This window comes from Shewanella sp. 10N.261.52.F9 (assembly GCF_041471165.1).
In the GTDB taxonomy this organism is placed as follows: Bacteria; Pseudomonadota; Gammaproteobacteria; order Enterobacterales; family Shewanellaceae; genus Shewanella; species Shewanella marinintestina.
Window position 1 is genome coordinate 1510 of sequence record NZ_JBFRNX010000017.1, and the last position, 25487, is coordinate 26996.

At 41.0% G+C, this 25487-nt stretch carries 20 protein-coding genes and 1 tRNA gene; 8 read left to right on the forward strand and 13 right to left on the reverse strand.

Translation table 11 applies throughout. The features are described from left to right. Positions 1-314: 314 nt before the first annotated feature. On the forward strand, positions 315-761 hold the full coding sequence (locus AB4298_RS12310) for a hypothetical protein (RefSeq protein ID WP_371986924.1): 447 nt from the start codon (positions 315-317) through the stop codon (positions 759-761). A gap of 57 nt (positions 762-818) precedes the next feature. Here AB4298_RS12310 and AB4298_RS12315 read toward each other — a convergent pair whose 3' ends face one another. The 6 genes from AB4298_RS12315 to punR form a co-directional block, all read right to left on the reverse strand. After that, the gene (locus tag AB4298_RS12315) at positions 819-1148 is read right to left on the reverse strand and encodes a TusE/DsrC/DsvC family sulfur relay protein (protein ID WP_248997125.1); all 330 of its coding nucleotides are present in this window, start codon (positions 1146-1148) and stop codon (positions 819-821) included. 1 nt (position 1149) lies between these two features. Beyond that, positions 1150-1431 (reverse strand): sulfurtransferase complex subunit TusB, encoded by a 282-nt coding sequence (gene tusB, locus AB4298_RS12320; RefSeq protein WP_371986926.1) that lies wholly within the window; start codon positions 1429-1431, stop codon positions 1150-1152. Next, positions 1431-1787, reverse strand: coding sequence for a sulfurtransferase complex subunit TusC (gene tusC, locus AB4298_RS12325; RefSeq protein ID WP_371986927.1), 357 nt, complete (start codon positions 1785-1787; stop codon positions 1431-1433). Before tusC ends, tusB begins: the two co-directional genes overlap by 1 nt. A gap of 38 nt (positions 1788-1825) precedes the next feature. Continuing rightward, on the reverse strand, positions 1826-2215 hold the full coding sequence (gene tusD / locus AB4298_RS12330) for a sulfurtransferase complex subunit TusD (protein WP_371986928.1): 390 nt from the start codon (positions 2213-2215) through the stop codon (positions 1826-1828). A 57-nt stretch (positions 2216-2272) separates the two neighbouring features. After that, positions 2273-2926, reverse strand: a complete 654-nt coding sequence (locus tag AB4298_RS12335) for a Bax inhibitor-1/YccA family protein (protein WP_371987032.1) — start codon at positions 2924-2926, stop codon at positions 2273-2275. Between the two features lie 180 nt (positions 2927-3106). Continuing rightward, the gene (punR, locus tag AB4298_RS12340; protein WP_220781365.1) at positions 3107-4009 is read right to left on the reverse strand and encodes a DNA-binding transcriptional activator PunR; all 903 of its coding nucleotides are present in this window, start codon (positions 4007-4009) and stop codon (positions 3107-3109) included. 118 nt (positions 4010-4127) lie between these two features. On the opposite strand from punR, the gene punC reads away from it, so the two are divergent. The 4 genes from punC (at position 4128) to AB4298_RS12360 (ending at position 7966) form a co-directional block, all read left to right on the forward strand. Next, positions 4128-5372, forward strand: a complete 1245-nt coding sequence (punC, locus tag AB4298_RS12345; RefSeq protein ID WP_371986929.1) for a purine nucleoside transporter PunC — start codon at positions 4128-4130, stop codon at positions 5370-5372. A 90-nt stretch (positions 5373-5462) separates the two neighbouring features. After that, a tRNA-Ser gene (locus AB4298_RS12350) sits at positions 5463-5553 on the forward strand. A gap of 465 nt (positions 5554-6018) precedes the next feature. Further along, positions 6019-6825 (forward strand): SDR family NAD(P)-dependent oxidoreductase, encoded by an 807-nt coding sequence (locus tag AB4298_RS12355; protein WP_371986930.1) that lies wholly within the window; start codon positions 6019-6021, stop codon positions 6823-6825. A 268-nt stretch (positions 6826-7093) separates the two neighbouring features. After that, entirely contained in the window at positions 7094-7966 is an 873-nt protein-coding gene (locus AB4298_RS12360) for a B12-binding domain-containing radical SAM protein (protein WP_371986931.1), read from the forward strand. Positions 7967-8146: 180 nt separating this feature from the next. Here AB4298_RS12360 and AB4298_RS12365 read toward each other — a convergent pair whose 3' ends face one another. From AB4298_RS12365 to AB4298_RS12380, 4 genes are all read right to left on the reverse strand, one after another. After that, the gene (locus AB4298_RS12365) at positions 8147-9061 is read right to left on the reverse strand and encodes a LysR family transcriptional regulator (protein WP_371986932.1); all 915 of its coding nucleotides are present in this window, start codon (positions 9059-9061) and stop codon (positions 8147-8149) included. Between the two features lie 240 nt (positions 9062-9301). Beyond that, positions 9302-12475, reverse strand: coding sequence for an efflux RND transporter permease subunit (locus AB4298_RS12370; protein ID WP_371986933.1), 3174 nt, complete (start codon positions 12473-12475; stop codon positions 9302-9304). Positions 12476-12478: 3 nt separating this feature from the next. Beyond that, the gene (locus tag AB4298_RS12375; RefSeq protein ID WP_371986935.1) at positions 12479-13684 is read right to left on the reverse strand and encodes an efflux RND transporter periplasmic adaptor subunit; all 1206 of its coding nucleotides are present in this window, start codon (positions 13682-13684) and stop codon (positions 12479-12481) included. An 821-nt stretch (positions 13685-14505) separates the two neighbouring features. Then, on the reverse strand, positions 14506-14841 hold the full coding sequence (locus tag AB4298_RS12380; RefSeq protein ID WP_248997134.1) for a PBPRA1643 family SWIM/SEC-C metal-binding motif protein: 336 nt from the start codon (positions 14839-14841) through the stop codon (positions 14506-14508). Between the two features lie 362 nt (positions 14842-15203). Here AB4298_RS12380 and AB4298_RS12385 point away from each other — a divergent pair, with 362 nt between their 5' ends. Next, entirely contained in the window at positions 15204-16124 is a 921-nt protein-coding gene (locus AB4298_RS12385; RefSeq protein ID WP_371986936.1) for a manganese-dependent inorganic pyrophosphatase, read from the forward strand. 79 nt (positions 16125-16203) lie between these two features. Here the strand turns inward: AB4298_RS12385 and AB4298_RS12390 are convergent, their stop codons facing one another. Next, complete coding sequence (locus AB4298_RS12390; RefSeq protein WP_371986937.1) at positions 16204-18591, reverse strand: AAA family ATPase; 2388 nt, start codon at positions 18589-18591, stop codon at positions 16204-16206. 531 nt (positions 18592-19122) lie between these two features. After that, positions 19123-21483 (reverse strand): peptidase U32 family protein, encoded by a 2361-nt coding sequence (locus tag AB4298_RS12395; protein ID WP_371986938.1) that lies wholly within the window; start codon positions 21481-21483, stop codon positions 19123-19125. 469 nt (positions 21484-21952) lie between these two features. On the opposite strand from AB4298_RS12395, the gene AB4298_RS12400 reads away from it, so the two are divergent. Continuing rightward, positions 21953-23005, forward strand: coding sequence for a Preprotein translocase subunit SecY (locus tag AB4298_RS12400; RefSeq protein WP_371986939.1), 1053 nt, complete (start codon positions 21953-21955; stop codon positions 23003-23005). 169 nt (positions 23006-23174) lie between these two features. Next, positions 23175-23813, forward strand: a complete 639-nt coding sequence (locus tag AB4298_RS12405; protein ID WP_371986941.1) for a protein-disulfide isomerase — start codon at positions 23175-23177, stop codon at positions 23811-23813. A gap of 553 nt (positions 23814-24366) precedes the next feature. Here the strand turns inward: AB4298_RS12405 and cmoM are convergent. Next, positions 24367-25167 carry a tRNA uridine 5-oxyacetic acid(34) methyltransferase CmoM gene (gene cmoM, locus AB4298_RS12410; protein ID WP_371986942.1) on the reverse strand — a complete coding sequence of 267 codons (801 nt, stop codon included), beginning with the start codon at positions 25165-25167 and terminating at the stop codon, positions 24367-24369. Positions 25168-25487 lie beyond the last annotated feature (320 nt).

Below are 25487 nucleotides of genomic sequence, written 5' to 3' on the forward strand. Positions count from 1 at the left end.
AAAGCCTCCGCATCAAGCGGAGGCTTTTTTGTTTCTGAGATAAAGTGGATTTTTAAAATCCCTCGCACTCTTCATTGAAATCAGGCGTGCCAGTTCAAGCCCAACCACGGGTACCATCATTAAAGCCTCTGTATTAACGTACAACGTTTTTTAGCTACATTTTAGAATTACAGGCACTAAGCCTATCTGGTTTGCGGTAGCTTTTTAAATTGAACGTTTTTCAATCTCTTTAGTCTTACTTCTACGACTCAATAAAGACGGAGTTAGTTGTAGAACATTGCTCATGCTTTCATATATTGTTTAATGGAGGAACGATGAATATTATCTCTAAGCTTCTGTACCTATTTGCTTTTACATTAATTCTTTACCCATTGTGGGGCATGTTAAGTCCATTAACTTTTTTAACTGAATTAATCGAAGATTATCCAAAAGCAATAGAGGCCGCACCTTTGCAAGTTAGAATCGTCGCGTTACTTATGCTTATTGGTAATGGCTTCTTGGCAAGCGCATTATTTACTATTAGTGGATTTATCAATAATCCCAATAGACTCTACAAAATAAAATCGGCAGGCTTACTTTTGCTACTTTATCCGTTTGTATTAACGGTAATTAACGCATTGAGTGGGGTGGTTTTACATAGCCATTTAACTGAGGCGGCATTAGTCATTGAACTATCAGCCCAAACCTTATTTTATAGCGTTATGGGTCTTGCTTTAATTGGCATATATCAAGCGCAGAAAAAAAGGCTATATGAAGTTTAAAATTAGGAAAGCCCAATTTAACAGGGCTTTTTAAGATTTGATCATGGCAAAGTGAGTCTAAATACACTTAGCCGGTTTCGGTAAACCTGCGATTTTTGTCGCTTGCTTTGCGGGTCCTACTGGGAATAGGGTGTAGAGGTACTTAGAGTTACCTTTATCTGCTCCTAACTTTAAACCAATAGCTTTAACTAACACTCTAATAGCTGGGCTGGTTTTAAACTCTAAATAAAAGTCTCGGACAAAGTTGACCACTTCCCAGTGCGCTTCAGTAAGAGTGATGTCTTCTTCAGCGGCAATAATTGGAGCAAGCTCAGGAGTCCAGTCATTAACAGACTTTAGGTAGCCTTGGTGATCCGTTTCGATTTGTGTTCCGTTGAATTCAATCATTTTACCAACTAATAACTTTATTAAATTTAAGACTGAGAGAGACAAACTCATCGTAATTGATTTGTTTTGTGTCTTTTAAAAGGCTTGTAAGTCCACGAGCAATGATATCTTCTTGCAATGCAGCCACATTATACTCTTTTAACTGTGTGGCCCAAGCTTGTTTTAGCAAGCAGTTAACCGAATTACCCGTCAGCAAAATAGAATCCGATTGCCTCGCATAGCGTAAGCAGGTCTTTAATGCAGAACTTTGCTCAGGTGAGCTTTGTATTAGGTGTAAAATCATTAGAAAACGATAACCTCATCCACTGCATTTAAATGGCTAGCAATCTCTTCTGGTGCGCTTAAGGTTACGCCAATCCGCAGTTCTTGTTCTGACAGTCCCAACTCTTGCATAGACTCGCTACACACCAAGACTGTATCTATGTCATACAAAGGTAATGCGCCTAATGTCGCAATATAGTCTTTAGCTCCAATAGACTCAGGATCTTGGTCTTTAAGCAGAGTTAACACTGCCTCATTAGTAAATAACAAGCTAACTTCTTGCTCAAAACTTGCGCTGAGCAAAGAAAAATCAAGGCCTTCTCGGCCATGTGCAGTACCATGAGGTGGCTGCTTGAAAACAATACACAATTTTTTCATAAACGCTTTTGACCTTGCAAAAAAGATTAACTCAAAAGTTAAAAGCAGACTAATCTATCAGCCGATTCTATGCCGATCACTAACTCACCCAGACCGCCCATAATAAACGGCGCCTGCATATTCCAGTGGCCGTGGCCACTCTCTTTTGCATCAGACTCGGACATAACGCCACGACGCAGTGCAGCGGAAACACAATTAACTAAGGCTGTACCGTATTGGTTATGCAATTCAATCCAAGCTTGCATTAGGTCGAATTCATCGCTGGCTGGACTATTGAGGTAATTGGTATTCAACACACCATCCTGATAGAAAAAAATCTTATCAATACTGTGGCCACTCTCTAATGCGGATTTGGCGAAACGGTAGGCACTGTAACTTGCTGCGTTACCGTATGCGGCAGAGTTAACCTGGATTATAAATTTGCTCATGGTAAAAAAAATGGCCCTGTAATAGGACCATTTTAACTCAATTAAATTTAATTGGTATTAGTCATCGCCGCCAATGCCCATTAAATGCAGTAGGGCAACGAAAAGGTTTAAGAAATCTAAGTATAAAGCGATAGTAGCGCGAATATAGTTAGTTTCGCCGCCATTAACGATTTTGCTTGTATCGTAAAGAATAAAGCCCGTCATTAACAGTGCGATACCCGCATTGAGTGCCATAAACACCATGCCGTTACCTAAGAATAAGTTAACCAGTAGGCCTACAACCATAATCACAAGACCAGCGATTAGGAAACCACGCATGAAAGAGAAATCTTTCTTAGTCGTTACTGCATAGCCAGAAAGTGCAACAAAGATAACAGACGTTAAGCCTAACGCTTGCATAATTAGCTGTGGACCGTTTGCCATACCAGCATAGTGGTTAAGGATGTAACCAAGCGATGCGCCTTGCATACCTGTGAAAGCGAATACCCAGAAGATCCCAGCACTAGAATCAGCTTTTTTAAGGGTTACAAACAATAACACTAAGCTACCAAGAGATAGACCAAGAGACATCATAGGGCTGATGGCTAGAGCCATTGCCAAACCCGCACACACTGCAGAGAATGCAAGTGTCATAGAGAGCAGCATATACGTATTTTTCAGCAGTTTATTTACCTCTACGGTAGTACTGCTATACGCGGTTTGTTGTGTCATATCTTTCATTTCTTTCTCCGAAGACAAATATTCAAGCTATATAATTTGAGCACAAGATTAACAAGGAGTTCCCTAAATTAGATAAAAGGAAGTAAACCTTGCGTTAAGTTATTGAATCATACAGCAGCTAAACCAAGGTATAAAGCGCTTAACCGCCAAAATTAGCTAAGTTAAGCGTAGTTAATCTAACCAGTCTTTATGAAGTTTCTCGCTATCGCCCAAATAATCAAGTACCCAAGCCATGGCAGGGGACTTATTGGTAGCGTTCCAGGCTAAACAGCACGGACTTGTTTTATTGGGCCTTTCAAGCTGCTTTTCAATTAATGCACCGGTTTTAATAAAGGGAAACGCAAAGTGGGCAGGCATATAGCCCACACCTAAACCTTCTCGAAAGCAGTTAATGGCGCGGATCCAGTCAGGCACAACTAATCTACGTTGATTTTCTAACAACCACGTCATGCGTTTAGGGATCTCTCGAGAGGTATCTTCTAGACAAATAGAGGGGTATTGTCTTAACTCATCGTCAGAGAGTGGACGGTCGATATCAGCAAGAGGGTGATTTTTACCGACGAGAAAACACCATTCAATTTCGCCCATGTCTCTAAAGTGATAATCACCACCAACAGGAATAGCCGTTGTTGCACCAATCGCAATGTCACTGCGCCCAGTCGCAATTGATTCCCACACGCCGTTAAACACTTCAATGCGAATAATTAGCTCAACATTGTCAAAGGTTCGATAAAAATCGGCGATTAAATTACTTATTTTGTCTGCGCGTACGATGTTATCGAGCGCAATTGATAGAGTGGGTTGCCAACCATTGGCAACACGTATGGTGTCTGCACGCATTGCGTCAATATCAGTGAGTAATGAGCGTGACTGTTTAACGAAGTGCTCTCCGGCTGCAGTTAAGCTAACGCTTCTGTGGTGGCGAACAAAAAGCACCACGCCCAGTTCTTCTTCTATTTGTTTAACTGCATAACTTACAGCTGACGGGACTTTATGTAATTTATTGGCTGCGGCTGTAAAACTGCCCACCCGAGCTACCATATCGATAAGTTGAAGAGACTGTTCTGAAAGCATGGTTCACATCCTGCTGTGATTTTTTTTGATAGCTAATGTGAAAAATAAACGTTTCACAGCACATTAGCAAGTGTTTACACTGCGCGACTTTAATAAATCAAGATCAGAATTTCGAATTATGAACTCACTAACAAGTGTAAAATACTACATTTTTCTAGCATATCTAGCAGTATTGAGCATGTTGGGCTTTATTGCCACTGACATGTACTTGCCTGCATTCAAAGCAATTGAAGACACAATGGCAACATCACCATCACAAGTCGCAATGTCTTTGACATTCTTTTTAGCTGGCTTAGCGCTAGGGCAGTTACTGTATGGTCCTTTAGTTGAGCGTTTTGGTAAACGCAATTCGCTAATCTTAGGCTTAGTATTGTTTGCTGCAGCCAGTTTCTCAATAGCCGTTAGTGATTCGATGTTAGTGTTCAACATTTCACGTTTTATACAAGCATTAGGTGCATGTTCTGCAGGCGTTATTTGGCAAGCTATCGTTATTGAAAAATATGATGCTGCAAAAGCTCAGGGTGTTTTTTCTAATATTATGCCGTTAGTGGCGTTATCTCCAGCACTTGCTCCAATCCTTGGCGCATTTATTTTGCAGTCGTTAGGATGGCAGAGCATTTTCATTACTTTAACCGGTATGGCTGCAATAATGATTTTACTAACGGTTTGGTTTGTGCCGGCTGAAACTAAAGCTATTAGTCATGATAAGAAAGAGATTAACTACTTATCTATTCTTAAAAATACTAAATACCTAGGTAACGTAGTTATCTTTGGCGCGTGTTCTGGTGCATTTTTCTCATACCTAACGCTTTGGCCAGTTGTGATGGAGCAACATGGTTTTGATGCGACTGCAATTGGACTGAGTTTTATTCCGCAAACTATTACCTTTATTTTAGGTGGTTATGCGAGTAAAACCCTTATTCGTAAAATTGGTGCAGAGAAAACCCTAAAGCTTTTACTATCGGTATTTGGCACATGTGCAATGTCTATTGCTGTTGTGACTATTTTACTTCAGGGTCTGTCTATCTACCCGTTACTGGCTATATTTTCTGTTTTAGCAGCATGTAGCGGTGGTATTTATCCGATTGTTGTTAACGGTGCATTACAGGAATTTCCTGACAACGCGGCAAAAGCTGCTGGTCTACAGAACTTCCTTCAGATCAGCTTATCGTTTGGTGCTTCAAGTTTAGTTGCTATGTGGGCCACAAGTGGTGAAGTCGCGATTGGTTGGGGGATCATGATCTGTTCTTTCATCGTGTTTATCGGCTTTAAACTACGTAACTACAAGAGCTGGAATGAAGTGAGTGAAGAGATTGTAATGCCAGATCCTGCACGTATCGCAATCAATCAGGACGAGAAATAACCAAGTAGGTCTTCTCTAACAGTAAAGTGATAATATTTTCTAATTATCACTTTACAAGATTATAAGAGCGCTATATTATTCGCGGCGTTCGGAGAGATGGCAGAGTGGTCGAATGCACCGGTCTTGAAAACCGGCATGGGTTTATAGCCCATCTAGGGTTCAAATCCCTATCTCTCCGCCATATTTATGATAAAGCCCTTAGCAGAAATGTTAGGGGCTTTTTCGTATCTATAACCATGGTTTACAGCGTACATATGTAGGGGCCAAACCCCTATCTCTCCGCCACATTTAGAATAAGCCCTTAGCACGAATGTTAAGGGCTTATTCGTATCTACAAGCTAATCGGTTAATAACGTATCCATAAGCTCGTGGTTTATGCCTTATCTATGTAAGATTCAAATCTCTACCTTTCTTAATTTGAAAATTAGCGAAAACGCTAAGGGTAGCTGTTGTTTACCGGACTTATCTTGGCGCGAAATAAATAATACGATTCTAAAAGCGCACTCAAATTATCTTTAGAAACCTTCAATTCAAGTCTATTATCAAATATTTCTATAAACTCATTCGTTAACCTAAGCGCTAGAAAGCTAAAACAAAAGCTATTATTGTCATTGCAAATCAATCGCCAATAACTAAGGTTTATAAGATGCAAAAGACAATACTCGTGACAGGCGCAACGGATGGCATTGGCTTAGAAACCGTAAAAATGCTGGCAGAGCAGGACCACAGTCTAATTATTCACGGCCGAAACCCGACTAAGCTTGAAGCTGTTGCAAAGATGGTTATCGATAACTATGGCATTGATGTAGCAACAATAGTTGCAGATCTATCGAGTATTCATGCCACACAAGCCATGGTGGCAGAAATCAAACAACGTTTCCCTGTTATTGACGTATTAATTAATAATGCTGGGGTATTTGCTGCTAGTGAAACCACGACGGCCGATAACCTTGACGTCCGCTTTGCGGTAAACACAATTGCTCCTTATATTTTGACAAAGGGTTTACTGGCTTTAATTGCTGATGATGGCCGGGTTGTTAATCTATCTTCTGCTGCACAAGCAAGTGTTGAAGTCAGCGCGTTAAAAGGTAATAAATCCCTAGCAGATGGTCAGGCCTATGCGCAAAGTAAACTGGCATTAACTATGTGGTCTCACGCATTGGGCTTAGCTGAAAGTCAAAAGGGCAGTAACAAAGTTATAGTGTCTGTTAATCCAAAATCATTGCTTGGCAGTAAGATGGTAAAAACAGCTTATGGCATTGCTGGCGGCGATCTGTCTGTTGGCGCAGATATTTTAGTTCGTGCAGCGCTGGCTGATGAGTTTCTCACTGCCTCAGGGCAATATTTTGATAATGATATTGGCGCATTTGCATCACCGCATCCAGATGCTTTAGATTCCTCAAGAGCAGCGGAGCTTATCAAAACTATTAATGAGCTGATAATCCTTCAATAGCCTCATAACTAAATACTCGCTAAAAAGGCCTGCATGTTTGCAGGCCTTTTTATTGCCACGACGAGTTATTCCAAACCCAACTCACCGACAAAACAATTATCAATAATAAGCATAAAATGATTATCTATTAACGGACATTATCAATTTTATAGAAGTGGTTAGACTAACATTCTCAGTTTGCAGAAGTTGATTCATCAACAGAGCAATAGAGCAGTCGCAGCGCCATAAGGTCGTAGCGCGTCTTAATTTACAAACGAGAGATTGAAAAATGAATTACCAAGGAAAAGTGTATCGCCCTTGGGCAGAGGCGAAAAGCATACTTATACAAATCACCCTAGGCTGCAGCGCTAATACCTGCACGTTTTGCAGTATGTTTGATGATAAGCGTTTTAAAGTTAGAGAGTTAGAAGATGTATTTAACGATATAGAACGATTAAGGCATTACTATTCACATATAGACTCTATATTTCTGATTGATGGCAATGTAATGGCGGCACGAACTGATTACCTATTAAAGGTATTTGATAAACTGCGAAGCACCTTCCCTGAATGCAGTAAAGTTTCAATGTATAGCGGCTTAAATGACTTTAGACGTAAGTCGGTAGCCGAACTTAAAGAACTAAAAGATGCTGGATTAACCATGACATATTCGGGTCTAGAGTCAGGTGACCGTCAGGTACTTGATAAAATCAAAAAGAATATGAGCCCAGAGCAAGCCATAAAAGGCATGCAAATGGCTAAAGAAGCGGGAATACAAACCCTGCTATCTTTTATCTTTGGCTTAGGTGGTAAAGAGCGTTCTCATGAGCATATAGCTGCCACTACCGATCTGTTAAACCAAATGCAGCCTGATGAGATAGCCCCTATGGCATTAGCCATTCAACCAGGAACAGTGCTAGAACAAGAAGTTAAGCGTGGAGAGTTTATCATGCCGACTGAACTACAAATCTTGCAAGAAGAGCAATACTTACTCAATCATCTCGATTTTAATACTTTCTATTGGGGTGACCATGGCAATAATATTGTGTCACTAAAAGGCGCATTACCTGATTGCCAAGCAGGCTTCTTAGCTAAGGTAAACTCAGCCATTGATGTTAGATCGCAAGCAGAAGATAGAGTCATCCAGACTTTCTCTTGGTGATGCAATTGGCGACAAACAAGGTTAGCCATTGTTAATCTCAGATTAAAAGCCTTATAAATAAACCGTCCGCTACCAATAAAACGCGTTAAGCAGTTACCTGTTAGCGGACAATTAGAGCTAGCCTTAAGGTTTGCTCACAGGGCCAATATAAAATGTCTATTTCGATCTCTATTTCGATGTTTATGACTTAGCAGCTTTTAACGCTGTTTCCCAATAAGCTGGCTGGCCATAGTATTGGTTAAAGAAGTCGATAAACGCTCTTACTTTAGGCGCGATTAAGCGAGAACTTGGGTAAATAGCCCAAATAGAGGCGTTTGAAGCAAACGGATAATCTGTCAATACTTCAACTAATTCACCGCTTACCAGTTGTTGGTACACACTCCAAATAGAGTTAACCGATAGACCCAAACCGTCTATGGTCGCATCACGCATTGCATCACCATTATCTGTTCTAAAACATCCTTTAGTCTTGATACTAAAAGGTCCTTTATCTGTTTCAAAACTCCAGGTATCTAAGTTCATTAAGTTAATACATTGATGATTGCTAAGTTCTTGTGGCGTAGCCGGGGCGCCGTGCTCTTTTATATAAGCTGGCGAGGCGCATACAACGCGTCTGTCAGATGCAAGTTTACGCGCAATTAACGATGAGTCTTTCAGTTCAGCAATGCGGATGGCGACATCAAAACCGCCATCAACTAAATCAATAATGGTATCTGAAAAGCGTAAATCTACTGTCAAATCTGGATATTGCTGCATAAAACTTTTCATCGCACCCACCATATGCAATCGGCCGAACGAAGCGGGGGCTGTGACTCTCAGTGTGCCACTTGGTGATGAAAAGCCGGCGCCAACAGCGGCTCTAGCTGCTTCAGCTGTTGCGAGCACTTCTAGTGCATGGGGCAGGAAGGATTCACCTTCTTCAGTTAATGACACTTTACGCGTGGTACGGTGCAAAAGGCGTACACCTAGACTTTCTTCTAACTTATTAATATGTACACTTGCAACCGCTGGTGAAAGCCCTAGCTCTTGCCCCGCAAGACTAATATTGTGGGTTGAGGCTAAACGTACAAACAATTTTAAGTGTTCTAGATTCATAGCACCTTATTTATTTCCTAAAGAGTTCTGCTAAAAGTAACTCAATTTTCTTTAAATGCTAATCAAAACTTTACCTATATAAAGCTAATTCAGCCTTGAATTGCCTTTCCATGTGCTTATTAATACATTTCGGGAATGTTATCAGGTTGAGCTTCAGACTCACATTTTTAAAATACATACTTTTAAAACAAAAAAGCCCGAGTGCTTAGCCCGGGCTTTCAATTCAGTAAGAACCATTGTTTAACTGACAGTTGCTGGTTCGCTTATTGGCTCTTCAACCCGCGATTTACTGCCTATCATGCGCTTGATATCTTCAATCATAATGTACAAGCAAGGGATTAACACTAACGTCACTACAGTCGCAAACAACACACCAAAGGCTAAAGACACTGCCATAGGGATCACCATCTGCGCTTGCATACTGGTTTCCGTCATAATCGGCACTAAGCCAATAAAGGTTGTTAGTGAAGTCAGTAAGATTGCTCTAAAACGTCGACAACCGGCTTCAAGTACCGACAACTTCATGGCTACACCGGATTCTCTGGATTTATTGATGTAATCTACCATCACCAAAGAGTCATTCACCACTACACCCGCTGCTGCGATAATACCAAACACCGAAAGGGCACTTAAGTCCAAACCAAGTAACATATGCCCAAGCACTGAGCCAATCACACCAAATGGGATCACAGCCATAATCATAATCGGCTGTGAATAGGATTTAAGTGGAATAGCGAGTAGGCTGTATATCACCAACATAGAGATTAAGAAGTCTCTTAATTGCGTATCAGCGCTATCAAGCTGCTCTTGAATATTGCCTGACACCTCACTTTTTACGCGAGGATACTTAGCTAATAACTCAGGTAGGAAGTTATCGCGAATATCTTTTGCTAATTTAAATGGCTCTGCTTGGTCAGCATCAACCGAGCCCCACACATTAATCGTACGGTTACCATTTTCGCGGCGAATACTATTCACTCCATCAGTCACCACAATAGCGGCAACTTCAGACAATGGGATTTCAGCGCCTTGTGGAGTTTTAATCATCACATCAGAAACCTGAGCAATAGAGTTACGTTGCTCCTCAGGGTAACGCAGCATCACTTTAATCTCTTCACCGTTGCGCAAAATACGCTGGGCTTCAAGACCGTAAAAACTATTACCCACCTGACGAGCGATATCGGCAAGGGTTAATCCTAAGCTATGGGCTAGGGGTTTTAGTTCAAACTGGATCTCTTTAGCACTCGATTGACGACTATCATTGACATCGCCAACACCTTTTAGGGTATTTAACTTAGCCTTTAACTCTTTTGCTGCTGCAACTAGCTGAGCGTCATCTTTACCTTCTAACCTAAAGCTAATATCACCGTCATCACGGCCACCACCAAACAAGTTGTCTTGAATAGTGAAAGACTTCATTCCAGGGATAGACGGCATGTTTTGACGCCAAAGTTCGGCAACGGCAAAAGTATCGATAGGACGAATTTCAGGGTCAACGAGTTTTGTTCTGATCTCTGCAGCCGTTCGACCGCGAAGCTCAACCTGAAGATCTGAAATCATATTCTGGCCGTACTCAGCTTCAATTTGCTTATCGACTTGTTTAAGCGCTTTCTCAATGGCCAAAGCTGCCGACAAGGTAGAACGCTCAGACGCATCAATGTTCATCTCAAATGAGATCCGCGGGAAATCGTGTGGGATTTTAGGTTGACCAATAAAGCGCACTAAACCACCGGCATATAGGCCTGCGCACACCATAATCAAGCTAATGAACACCATAATAACCGTGTAGCGATACTTAACTGCAACTTCTAACGACGGGCGATAGTACTTAATGATTAAAATCTTTAAACCGCTATCGACTTTATCTTGCAAGAAGTTAACGATGTTTCTTAGCCAATCTAAAGGATTCTTAGAGCCAGGTTTAACTATGGTCTTTTGTTTCATTCTCGCCAAGTGAGCCGGCAAGATAAGCTTAGACTCAATCAATGAGAAGATAAGACAAAGAATAACCACAAATCCGATAGCTTGGCCAAATGCTGAAGAAGGGCCGTCATCCATGGTTATCGGTAAAAATGCCGCAATGGTAGTGAGAACACCAAAAGTTGCAGGCATCGCAACACGCTTAACACCGCGAATAACATTATCTAATGTCTGGCCTTTTTCTTCGCATTCTGCGTGAGCACTTTCTCCCATCACAATGGCATCATCGACCACAATACCCAGCACTAAGATAAAGGCAAAAAGACTAATCACGTTGATCGTGACATCTATCATTCCTAGCGGCATGAATAGCAGGGTACCAAGGAAACACACAGGCAAGCCCATCATTACCCAAAACGCTAGACGAACACGTAAAAACAGAGCTAACAATATGAAGACTAATACCGCGCCGCTTTTCATGCTGTCTAACATGAGATCTAAGCGACCCTCAAGGTAATAAGTCATATCCACCCAAGGCTCTAACTTAACGCCTTGTGGTAACACTTTTTGTTTTTCTGCAATGTATCCTTTAACGACATCAGCAACATCAGTAAGACTTTGATCGTTAGCAGCACCAATAAAGAAAGTAACTGAGTTTTTCCCGTTAAACTTTGAGTATTGAATGCCTTCTTCAAAACCGTCGATAACAGTTGCTACATCACCAAGTAATAGCGTAGTACCATCTTCAAGAGTAATAAGCGGTAAGCTTTCAAACTCATAACCGACATAAGCTTGGTTTTGTACGCGAAGGTTGATATAGCCGTTTTCTGCGCGAATTTGTCCAGCAGACATATTACGCGAATAACCACGCACTGCTTCAGCGACATCGTTAAACCCTAATCCAAATTCACGTAATCTATCTTTACTGACTTCTATAGCGATTTCATAACCGAGACCACCGTAAAAATCTGTGATGTTTACTTTTGGAAGTTGTAGCAATTCATCATGAATTTTTTCGCCAAGATCTTTAAGTTGCTTTTGCGATAAGTCACCATAAAGACTCATATACATTACTTCTTGACGGATCTTAATCCGTTCAACCTTTGGGCGCTCCATCCCATCAGGGAAACTGGAAATAGAGTCAATTTCAGATTTTACTTCCTCAAGCACTACCTGAGGGTCGTATGAATCTTCAATTCTAAAATAACCCGACGACATATTACGGTTAGAGTAGGTGATAACGCGTTTAAGACCTTGAACACTTTCAAGTGCTTCCTCAATCTTAATCGTGATCCCTTCTTCTACTTCTTGCGGCGCTGCACCAGGATAGACCGCATTGAACTCTAACCAGTTAATTTCAACTGCGGGGAAAAACTGTTTACGGATCGTATTAGCGGTAAGAAGACCACCTAACAAGATGATAATCATCAGTAAGTTTGCCGCAACACTGTTCCGGGCAAACCAAGCGATAATGCCTTTATTAGTATCGATCATGAATTAGTCCTTCTCTTCCATCGCTAATTGCGTGGCTTGCGGCTCTTTCGTATCATCATCGAGCGTTGCTTCTTGCGGCAAAGCGAGCTGCATGCCTTCAATAGGATAATCAAGCGCAGAAGTGATCAAATTGGCGCCTTCTTCAAGGCCAGCAGATACAATCACTTTTGAACCTATTTGGCGCACAATAGTAATGTCTTTATACCTAAGCTTACCTTCATGATCTAAGATAGCGACTTGGTTATTTATGACTAGATGCCTTGGTAGTTCAGCGACTTGTCCTGCATGGCTACCGTCAATACTTGCGGTGACATAAGTGCCATAACGCAACTCACTACCATTTGAGCCCTTGCTATTCGTTTTAAGACCGTAAGGGTCAACAACTTCAGCCACTAAATAAGTCATTCGGCTACGATTATCAATAACGCCTTCACTTCTCACGATTGTTGCAGGCCATTGCTGCATTTGCCCTGCAAATTCACCGGTTAATACAACCTCGGCGCCTTTGCCTTTACTATCTAAAAACTGCAGCTCTTTATCGGCGATTGGTAAGCGTATTTCGGCGTGAGCAGTACTTAATACTTTTCCAAGGGGAGTCCCCATACTCACGTATGATCCTAAGCCGATATTGCGCGCTTCAATGAGTGCATCATATGGTGCTTTGATAATGGTTCTTTCTAAATTACGATTAGCGCGTTTAAGCCCAGCTTCTGAAGAGTTAAGCTTGGCAACTTCTTGCGCCAGCTGTGGCTTACGTAAACTGAGTTCTGTTGGAACGCCATTTTCAATACGTTTCCATTCTTCCTCAGCAACTTTACCAAATGCTTTTTCTTGCACTAAAGTTGCTCTGGCTGAAGCCATATTAGCTTTGGCATCGATTAGCGCAGCTTCATAATCACTTGGATCGATTTTAGCTAAAACATCGCCCTTTTTAACAAATCCACCTTTGACAAAGGCTTCTGATAAATAAACAATTTCACCGTTTACTTGTGATACCAGTTCTGTTTCATATTTGGCACTGACAACACCGTAGGAGCTAACAGCAAAGCTCATTGGATGGATCTCTACCGCTTGAACAGACACAAGTGGGGTCGTATCCAATTCTTCTTTCTCTTCTGGTGGTTTTTTCATTGCTGACATGCCAATAAACCCAGCTACGCCAACGGCGATAACGACTATAGGTAAAATGATCTGTTTTTTTGTAGCCACAAACACGTCCTCTTGTTGAAGCACTCCACTCTATACACAATCTTTTACTGCTTGCTAAAGATAATATGAGCAAATCTAATTAGAATTTTGATTGTATGTTAATTGAATTGGTGAATTGTGACAGGCTGATTATGTAAACGTGTGTGACGAAAAACGCGTATTACCTCGATTACGTTTTAAGTTTTATCTTCACAAAATCTGTGCGCCAATTGAGAGGTGTTATCTATACTATTGATATAAAACCATTTTGTTAAAATTTATTTAAGTTTCAAACTAACCCATGTTCAAAACTACTCTTTTAACGGTTATTTACATTTATGTAAATAATTAGCAATTATGGGCATTCAGCTGCCAATGATTGCTGTGAATTAGGCGTAGTTAATATTATTTCTGCTCATTTTGTCTTATTTGTTTACCTTAAAGCGTAAAGTCATGCTTGCTAATGGTTGTTTTTGATTGAACTGAACAGCTAAAACGACTCATCGGTCTTCGTAGCACATAAGCAAAACATTGGGTTAGTTTAGAATACGGTAGGGCAGTTAAGTCTGTATGGATGTGTTGCGATGTTCGGGCTATATATCGAAACTGCTAATAGGTAATATTCTGGTAATAAGTAGTATTCTGGCAATAGGTAATATTAAAGGGGGGATTAATCGCTGCATAAGCCTAAAGCTGGCCAACCTGCAGGTTTTGAACTTGATTATTGCTGCCTAAGCGACCTTAAACGTAAAAGGGCAACCATTATTAAAGGCGCCCAAATAAAAAAGCCCTAACTTCGATGACTCAGTTAGGGCTGATAAGTTTTGCGTTAAAACACGAATTTATCCGCAGCACTTTTTATATTTGTTACCGCTTCCGCAAACACATGGGTCGTTACGGTTTGGTGTTTTTTCAAATCGAGTAGTTTGAGGCTTATTTAATAAACCTTCAAGTAACACGATGTTTTCAGCTTGGTCAGCATCAACAGTGATCACGCCCACCAGCTGGTTATCAGCAAGTAACTGGTTCACTTCAGCTTCTCTTTCTGCTGTTTGCACAACAAGTTGTAGCGGGTTTTCAGTCGTGCCCACTTTTATTTCACGCTTTGTATTGTAACCATAGCTTTCGTGCTTAGGCTTTGGCGTTTTACGGCCTTTAAAAAAGAATTTGTCAGACATCGCTATGGTGCTCAGTGTAGATAAACATAAATTTAGGCAAGCTTATACTATAAAAACCGTTCAAGTGGTACTTAAGTCGGTATTTATCGCCTTTTTTAAGCCAAAAATTAGCCGTTCTGTGATTTAACGTTACCAGTTACGGCTATAGCTGGTGGACATATTTTGCAGAACCAACTTTTAGCAAATCTGTCTAAATAGTCAGTGCTGTAATACACTTTTTTAGGTTTCTGGCGAAGAAACGGCTGCCACTTTGTCATATAAGGCTAAATTTATTGCCTTAGCGAGATATCTTAGACGTTTTGGTATTTCCGCATCAGCTAAAACTTTGTTAAAATCGGCGCAAATTAAAGGAGAGCTTTACTATGCCAGTTTATGTTGTGGGCCACAAAATCCCAGATTCAGATTCAATTTGTGGTGCTATCGCACTTGCACACCTAAAAAACCAGATCGGTGAAGAGTCAGTTGCTACGCGTTTAGGTGATATTTCACCAGAAACGGCTTTCATTCTAGAAAAATTTGGTTTTGACGCACCTGAGCTTAAGCTTAGCTATGCTGGCGAAGAAGTGTATATCGTTGACCACTCAGAGCTAACTCAAGCACCGGATGACATCGCTGAAGCGACGATTGTTGGTATTGTTGATCACCATAAACTGGGTGACTTAACAACTTCAACACCACTAGAGTGCTGGATCCGCCCAGTAGGTTGTAGTAACACCGTCATTAAGATGATGTACGATTTCTACAATGTTGAGATCCCAAAAAATATCGCAGGCATTATGCTTTGCGCTATTTTAAGCGACACGGTTATCTTCAAGTCACCAACTTGCACTACCGCTGACATTAAGTGTGTAGAAGCACTAGCTGAAATCGCTGGCGTTACAGATTTCAAAGAGTTGGGCATGGATATGTTCAAAGTAAAATCTGCAGTTGAAGGTACACCAGCACGTGATCTTGTTATGCGTGACTTTAAAGACTTCAACATGAACGGTAACCTTGTCGGGATCGGTCAGCTAGAAGTTATCGATTTATCAGTGTTTGACGATATTAAAGCTGAACTAGAAGCTGATATCGCAGCACTTAAAGCCGAAGGCAACCGTCACAGCGTACTATTGTTACTGACTGATATCATGAAAGAAGGTTCAGAAATGCTAATCGTCAGTGACGACCTGCAAAAAATTGAATCTGCTTATAACTGCAAGTCAGAAAACAACAAAGTTTGGTTAGATGGTGTATTAAGCCGTAAGAAGCAAGTAGTACCACCACTACAAGATGTTTTCGCTTAATTAAGCAAACAACACATATTAAAAAGGCCGAACGCATGTTCGGCCTTTTTGTTTACTGCGTTAACACGTAATCAAAGCGCTAGTCTTTACTGTCTTGCTTTCGTAAACTATTGAGCCTTGCATATGCCAAACCAAGAATACTGGTTTTAGGGTATTGCCCCTTAGCATTAACATTACCCACTTTAGTATCGGTAAGCAGTTCGATTGCTTGATCTACATGGCTAATGGCCCAGATATGGAACTTTCCTTTTTCAACCGCTTCCACAATATCTTTACGTAACATCAAGTTATGTACGTTTGATTGCGGAATGATGACGCCTTGAGTATCTTTACGACCTTTGATTTTACACACATCAAAGAAGCCTTCGATTTTCTCGTTAACGCCACCAATTGGTTGCGCTTCACCAAATTGATTCATTGAGCCGGTAATCGCAATATCTTGTCTTAAACCGACATTGGCAAATGACGACAGCATGGCACAAAGTTCTGCCATCGTGGCGCTATCACCGTCCACACCACCATAAGATTGCTCAAAGGTGAGGTGAGTAGACAATGGGATTTTATCCGTTTTACCCAAAATAGATGCAATATAAGCGGTTAGGATCATCACACCTTTAGAGTGAATGCTACCACTAAGCTCGACATTACGTTCAATATCAAATACGCGGCCTTCGCCAAATGCGGTTGTGGCAGTGATCCGACTTGGTGCGCCAAATTGATAATCTGTTGTCGACATAACAGAGAGCGCGTTAACCTGGCCAACTGTGGTGCCAGCAGTACTCATTAAGGTTGTACCGTTAACGAAGCTTTGCATAAAGTCGTCTTTAGCACGGCAAATACGCTTTTCTTTGTTCGCCAACGCTTGTTCAACATGGCTAACACGGATCATATTGGCATTCACCGCTTGGGCGCAGTAGTTGGCCTCTCTAAGCAAGTTAGCAATATCAACTGAGTGCAACGACAACATATTCTGGTCGTCAGCCTGTCTTGAACTGAACTCAATCACCCTTGCTATCGCTTTTCTGTCGCAATGCAGCATTTTATTGCTGTGAACGATGCTCGAGATAAACTGGGCATATTGCGTTTCAGATTTATCCGTTCTTGGCATTCTATCTTCAAAATCGGCGGTTACTCTAAATAGCTCAGTAAACTCAGCGTCGTACTGTTGCAGCAACTTATAAGTGGCAAAGTCACCAAACAAAATGATTTTTACATCCAGTGGAATCGCTTCAGGATCGAGCGAAATTGTCCCTGAAAGCGTCACTTCACGCTCAAGTGAAGTCAGGCTTAATTTACGTGAGCGCAGCGCACGTTTTAAACCATCCCATACATAAGGATGCTCAAGCACTTTAACCGCATCAATCATTAATACACCACCATTAGCTTTGTGTAAGCTACCTGGGCGGATCAGTGAAAAATCGGTAAATACAGTGCCCTTATAAGTGGCGTTTTCAACATAGCCGAAAATGGTGTGGTAGTTAGGTGTTTCTTCAACAATGATTGGCTGCATTTGCGATGCTTGAGAAACCAAGACATTAATCTGATAACGTCTTGGCATCTTTTTACTCATCGAAGCGTAGGCAAGGGCAGCTTGCTCCTCACTTTCTTCTAAAAAGATGTCGAGGTTATCCAGAATGTCCTTATGCATGGCTTTAATGTACGCCTTAACATTGGGATGTTCTTTGTATTGTTCAACTAGCGCGTCAAGCACATGCGCCAGCACGCCGTCTGCGACTTGCTCATCATGCTTTTGTTGCTTTTCAGCATACTCTTCTTCCCAAACCGTAATTTGGCGTACTATGCCTCTAAGCTGTGCCTCAAATTTAGAAATCGATGCCTGCATCTTATCTTGCTCTTTGGCAGATAATGCAAGGTAGCTTTCTTCACTGTGCGGCTCTTCACCATTCATGGCGACGAGCTCATAACTGCCTTGTGGCGAGATGGAAAGGCCGATGCAATCTTGCTTAGCTTCTTCGGTGAGCAACACTAATGCTTCTTCTTGCTTAGCAGCAAGCTGGTTCTTAAGCTTATCGGCGCGGGTATAATACATTTCGTTATCGAACGCTAATGGCAGCGACTTAAGCAGTTTGCCCATTAGTTTTTCAATATCTTTTTTAAAGGTTAATCCCATACCAGCTGGTAGCTTAAGCACTTTGGGGCTACGGGTATCATCAAAATTAACTACATAACACCAGTCATAAAGCGTGCGGCCATTAGCATTAGGCGCTTGTCGATTTAGATGGCGCAGCACCATAGTGCGCTTTCCAAGGCCATTACGGCCTAAGGCATAGATGTTGTAGCCTTTTTCTTTCATTGATAGGGCAAACTCTACCGCTTGTTGCGCTCTAGCCTGACCGACGATTTCATCTAACGGTTCTAAGTGTTTAGTTGACTTACAGTCTGAAGATAGTTTTTTAAGCGCTGATGCGCGGTACAGCTTGGTGCTGTTGAGAGGTTTAATTGGCATAATGCATCCTCCTGATGACTGTCAATAATTTTACTCTATACCAGTTACCTGCAAGATTTCGCTATTTTTTTTCTAAAAGGGGAATATTTAAACAATTAAAGCACTTAACTGCCGATAAATTAATCGAAAGGCCTATTTCATTGTCATTAAGCTAAGTTTGCATCGTTATTAAACTAAGCTTGCTCGGAATTTATACAAGTAAGTTTCAAAGGTTGGCTGCAAACGCATTTAGAACGCTGATTTAGCAAACGGCTTAATCTTTCAAATACAAAAAGATGGCTGATTAGCCTAGATAGCTGGTCTAGATATCTGGCCTAGATAATTGCCGAGCTGGATATCGAGAAGTTTGAGGTTATGTAGAGGAGTGACTGTAAAAGCGTTCAGTAAAGCTTGAGGTGTTGAGTTTACCATTTAAGCTCGAGGTTAAATTTGCTCAGCATTCTTTAATAATCAGAAAATAGCTAACTTAAGGAGGTACATTACCGAGATAAATTAGCTATTGAGATCCCCAATAAAGTTAAAGTCCTTTTGTTAAAGTCCTTTTAGGTATTGAGCATGGGTTGTATCAGTAATTAATTCTGCTAGATCACTAGCTAGATCGCCGTTAAGTTGCTCATTAACTTGTATAAGCGCAGCCAATGCGCTTGTTTTCCAGCGACTAACGGTATCAATTGAACGCAAATCAAATAGTACTGAGTCAAACTTGCCGCTAAGTTCGGTCAATATAGCAGGGTTATAAAAATGCTGATTGCCATAAAGCGCATTATGCTCACGACGTTTCTTATCAATAACAAAATCAACGCCTTTTACGTTTGTAATTGATGTCGACTTTTTACACACAGTTAAGCATTCGTCGTCCATTACAGATTTATCGCAACCAGAGGACTGTATAAATAGGCACTGGCGGCTGCTCATCAACATGATTGGGTGATAAACACTGTAATGCAGACTGAAATTATGCAGCGCCTTTATCGACTTTAGCTGGTTTTTATTAAGCTCATTCGATAAAAATGCGCCGCTACAGCCCTGTTGCTGCAAGCAATATAAGCTTATCGAATTACTGATATTTAAATAAGGACCGGCAATCCAAGCAATGCTTAGTTCATTGGCAATAACGCCAACGCCGCTATTATTGGTGACGATGCGCTTAGGCTTAATCTGCTTTAATAGCGTTTTCGCGGCTGCTAAGTCATTTTCCATTATCACTGCGCCAAACCAAGGAATAAGATCAGGCTCCTCTGTGAACAACCATGCAAGTTTGTCTTGCTCAGCTGTAATAGCATCCGGCACAAGATAGTATGCCGTTATTTCAGAACTTGAAGCTTGTTCTAAGCATTGCTGTTTTAGCTGTTTATATAGGGCTAAATCACGGCGATTGGCAATTAGTACCGAAAGCGCAGTGCTTTGGTTAACTTGCTCTAATGGCTTAGCGTTGAATTGGTTTGAAGTTTCCGCCGTACGTGCATCAATTAGCGTTAGCTGACTACGAACATCTTGTAAGGTTATTGGCTCAACGGCTTGTCGACCTTGGTTTAAGCCGAGAACTACCTGGCGTTTCATCTCTGTTAGGTCTTTAAAAGGTACAAACAGATCTTGGCCTAGATTTTCAAAGCAAATATGGCCCAGCTGATACTCAGCATTACTAAAGCTTTGAAAGCGCTTAGCTAGCTCCTCATGGGTTAAGCCATACTTATCTGACTCAGTTAAACATGATGTCGAACTTACCGAAAACTCACGATTTTGAGCCGGTGTTAACTGATGATACTGATGTTCATTAACTAATACTTTTATGGTTAATGGCTGATTTGCATTGCCAGCAATAAACAAGCTAATAACAGGCTTATCTAAACTCAATTTAGCAATTTTATCGCCAACAGTTGTAATAATTTGGGTTTTCTCGTCATAAAGTGCTTTGGCAACTGTGATGCTCTCATTCGCTAACGGCTTTAGTGATGCTATGTGGCTAAAATGCTGTACCGCATTATCTCGAGGATTATCGATATACATGCTTTTACCGATAGCGCCTTGCAGGTAGCCATTTGAAAAGTCGCGATTAAACACAGTATATAAAGGGGTTTTATCCAAGCTTGTTGTTAAGTTTTGCTCAAGACGACTTATCTGTTTACGCCAAGTTTCGATTACCCGAAAAACATAATGCGACTTCTTAATTCTGCCTTCGACTTTTAACGAGTCTGCGCCTGCAGCGTAAAGAGCATCAAGATCGGCAAAGGCTGAGTTATCTTTGAGATTTAAAGGGTACTGAGCGCCCACATCTGTCGTTTGGTATTGGTCACGGCAAGGCTGGCTGCAGCGGCCACGATTACCTGAGTTGCCTCCGTGGGCTGAGCTGAAATAGCAAAGGCCAGAGAAACCAATACAGTTTGAGCCGTGCACAAACACTTCAGTCATCATGTTTATTGCATGGGCTTTGTCTGACATCTGTTTGATTTCATTAAGGCTTAATTCACGCGATAAATTAGCGCGCGACGCGCCAAGATCACCTAAAAACTGCAACTGAGCAGTATTATGGGTTGTCACCTGCGTGGAAGCATGAATGTCGAGAGTCGGATAGTGATGTTTTAACAAATAGAAAAGACCAAGATCTTGAACTATCACGCCATCAATAGCGGTATTAACCAATTGGTTTAACAGTTTAAGCAGTGCAGGTAGTTCTTGTTCTAATACAATAATATTCAGCGTTAAGAACAGTTGGCAATTATGACTATGGGCAATACGCAGTAATCCATGTAAATCGTCAAAACTTAAATTTTCTGCACGCGTACGGGCATTAAAACTGTTTAAGCCACAATAAACAGCGTCAGCGCCTGCCACAATAGCGGCCTTAATTGACTCAATGTCACCACCTGGTGCGAGTAATTCAAGTTTTCTCATGGTTTTCCTAGTATGTAACTCGTTATTGATGCCAACGATAACGTGCAGAGATAAGCGGGGATTTCTGGACAGAAAATGCAGTGTCATTGTAAAAGCTGAGCGACTGGATATCTATGTCAGTGAAATGTATTTTTCTAAACTATGATATCGATCCTATAGCTTGCTAAGCACTCGCTTAACTTCTGTCTTGGTATAGATTAGTTTTTTGAATACATTTTTGAATACATATAGAAATAAAAACCGCCTAAGTCTCAAACCCAACTCAGGCAAAATGTCGCTAAGGTGCGATAAATATAGCATTAACGCAGAATTGTTTAGCATTAATACAATTCATGCGCAATTTATACGCATAAGATCCTGCTTATAGGTTTTTTTAAAGAGTATTAGTCTGGTTTAGTGTAAGCTAAATGTTCTTGTTCTCAAGTAATTACTACTCGGAATACCACCTGTTTTCACTTAGAAGTCCACTATGTTTTACAATCAAAATATCGCTGAACGTTTTCCAAAAGGTAGGTTTGCTATGTGGAGCGTATACAGCTTCACGGGCGCGTCTATTTTAGCCTCAATCATCTTTTCATTATTACTATTTCTATCGATTGATGACGACCCTGTCATGCAGTTATTGTTTGGTGGATTAGCGGTTATTTTTGAACTGGGCAAATTCTTTGCTTGGTATGAAGTAGGCGAGCGTTATTCACGTAAAAACTTCTTTGGTATGTTTTCGGCGCTAGGCTTTTATGCGGTATTAGCGGCTATTTCTATCGGCGGCTCGATTGGTGGCATTAATAGTGCCACCAACAAAGCCCAAGAGCATGTTCAAGTACAGCATAGCAAGGTAAACGCCTTTAACATGCAAATTGCTGCGATCGACAAGCAGATTGAGCTAAATAACGTTGCCGCAGAAAAGTACATTCAAATGGAACGTATTGCTACTGGCGTAACTCGCATTCAAAAAGAAAACAATATATTGCGTGAGCAACAACAGAAGTTAGCGATGCAGCGTGATAGTGTACCTGTTGTTAGCCAAGGTTCTATCGTTGGCTTGATTGACAGTTTAGCGCAGTCACTTAACATCAAAGCGGAAACAGCCCAATTAGGTTTAGTGGTATTTTTATCGATTCTTCTAGACTTTTTTGCCGCTTTCTTTGTTGGTTTAATCGGTGAAGAAAATCGATTTAGACAGCGTTTCAAGCAGCAATCGCAACAGTTGGAGCCCATTACATTGGATGCATACCGTCGTATACACAGTGAGCATTCGGAGTATATTCCACACTTTGAGCCTAAGCAGTTACCAGAAGCTGAGCCCAAAAGTATGTATGAGCAAGTTATTGATGTTCTTACAGAGAAGCGTGTGAACTGTACCAAGCGTGCAGTAAGTCAATATCTTAATATTACAACTGAAGAAGTTGATGAGATTTTTGCAAAAATGTTCGCCGCTGGCGTAGTCAGTAAAAAACCAAATAATCATTATCAATGGCATGGCGTAACAAACGCATCGAGTGATGAGCCAGAGGCCGCTTAATTAGCCTAAAAGACAAAAGTTCATCATTAACAGGAAGCCAGTGTAAATGGCTTCCTTTTTTTATGACTTTTTGCGCTAAATATGGGCTTTATTGTTAAATTGCTATTTGAATAAAATCCCTAAAGCCCTTAGGATCTGGCCAACGAAAATATCAACAAGATAACAGTCAATGCCAGTCAATCAGATAGACACACATAATGAACCTTTAACGCTTTATTTTATCTATGATTCACACTGCCCGTGGAGCTACGCAACCACACCAGTGGTTGCAGAACTCCTGCAAGCTTTCGACTATTCAGAAACTCACTTGCTACATTGTGCCTATTTCAATGGTAAGAATGCGCCAAAGCCTAAGCAAATAGAGCAGGTTAGTGCACTTAGTTCAGTAGAGTTCTCAGATGCTTTCAAGCAAGCCAATCATAAAGCTAACTCAATTAAAGTGGCAAACTTTATGTCTTGGGCGCAATCTAAACAGGCTGATAAAGAATTTGAGTTACTGCAAATGATTCAGCAGCAACATTTTGTTGAAGCAAACCCATTTAACACTCGTGAAGACTTCGACAAGCTCATCAATCAATATAAGTTGTCACCGTCGAACAAAGTCTTTAAGGATGCGATCAGCCACGAAGCGGAAAGTGTATTAGCGGGTATTGCTGAAATTGGCGAGGCGATTGGAACTGCTGCGTTCCCAGTACTAGTCATGACCCAAGGTGATGAAGCCATCTTTATTGACCACTCACTCTATCTATCTGAGCCTAAAGCAGTAGTAGAAGCAGTGCGTGCTGAGCTAGCTGCACTTGAAGGCTAGTTTTTAGTGATAGCGTATAGAGAGTCAACGACAACCTTTGTTTAACGGTTTATTTGACTCTCAAACCTCTCTTAACTGCCTTCAGGTAAACTAAAGTAAATGGTCAGCCATTTAGCAGCATCTATCTCAGTTTGAAGACATGCATTAATTGGTATAACAAAGCCGAACTAACGCAATATAAAATACAACTAATCCAAGCCACTTAAACACTAACAGGGTATCTAGCATCATACAGTTACTCCGTAGTAAATCACTATCACTAGCTAGTCACTAGGGCCATGTTGAGCCGGTACTGCTAAAGCAGTCGTTACCCTTTAAACTAGCGTATTTAACGTCAACCACCCTTAACTATCAGTTACTACTTCAATGTAGATTAAGAAAAGCTACCTCTTTCAAATCATCATTTTGTAATACCAGCATTGAGACTTGAACCATTAATCTCTTTAGCCTGCATGGTTAACAAAATAGAGCATAGCAAGCCAAGGTTAACTTCAGATTAAATCGGCTAATATTTACGCTAAAAAGAGTGGCTTAGCTCACAAAATTGAAGCCATTACGGCTTTTTTCGAGCATAAACGTGAATGTATCGCCCTAACGACAAAAACGGCTCCTGACGACACAGTTTTTGCTCCATCGCGACAATCTGCTCAAAGGTAAAATCGCCCATATCATGATTTTGCATGTAATCATGGAAAGTCCTAACACCCGTTTTGCCCAAGATCTCAAAACCTGCTTGCTCTAAACACTGATATACAGATTCTGGCGCGATCCCTTGTTGTGGTTGTAGCTTAAAACGCTTACGGTGCGGCATGCCTTGTTCAATATGATTCAAGTTGCCACAAATAAGGTTTTTAAACAAAAGACCGTTGTAGTTGTAGAACATCACCGAAATGATCCCGCCAACTTTAACTTGCTCAGTTAATGTAGCTAATGCGCCAATAGGGTCGGCAAGCCATTCCATCACCGCATGAAACAAGATTAAATCGACAGGTGCAGAAAGATGCTCAGCAACCTGCTGCACAGGGCAATGAATAAAACGGTAGTTATCGATTAATTGATTTTCAGTGATATCTTGCTTAGCGAGTGCCAGCATCTCGCTGGAAAGATCGCACAGGCTAACATTGTGGCCTAACGCTGCAATTTTCTGTGACAGCTGCGCCAGCCCGCCACCGCCATCTAATACAGATAGAGTACTAGATTGCTCAATGTTGCCAACGGGCACACCTAACGCTAGTAAAATTTGCTCAATATCTTGCCAAACTACTGTTTGTCTAATTTCACCCTTTGCGGTGCCATAAATACTGGCGGCAAACTTATGGGCTAAGTCGTCAAAGTTTCTGTCTTTTTTAATCACTGCAGTGTTACGTTTTCAGGCTAATTTGATAGGGCGCGGATTCTCTCACAGCAAGACAATAAAATAAAATTTTGTCGTGAGTAAAAGTGATACCAAGATAAAGTAGCTAAGTTTAATGGGGGCTTTTAGCGCTAAAACGGTTATTCAATGAGGTTGCACGGTTTTTGCCTTGGCGTTACTTATGCTTGATTTTGAATAAAAGTCTCAAATTTCCCCGGCGTTATATTTTTATTTTTGCATAACTCATACATAAATATGCGTAACGGACATGTGTTCTGTTGAAAGCAACAAATAAAAAAACGGCTAAGTGAACATCACTT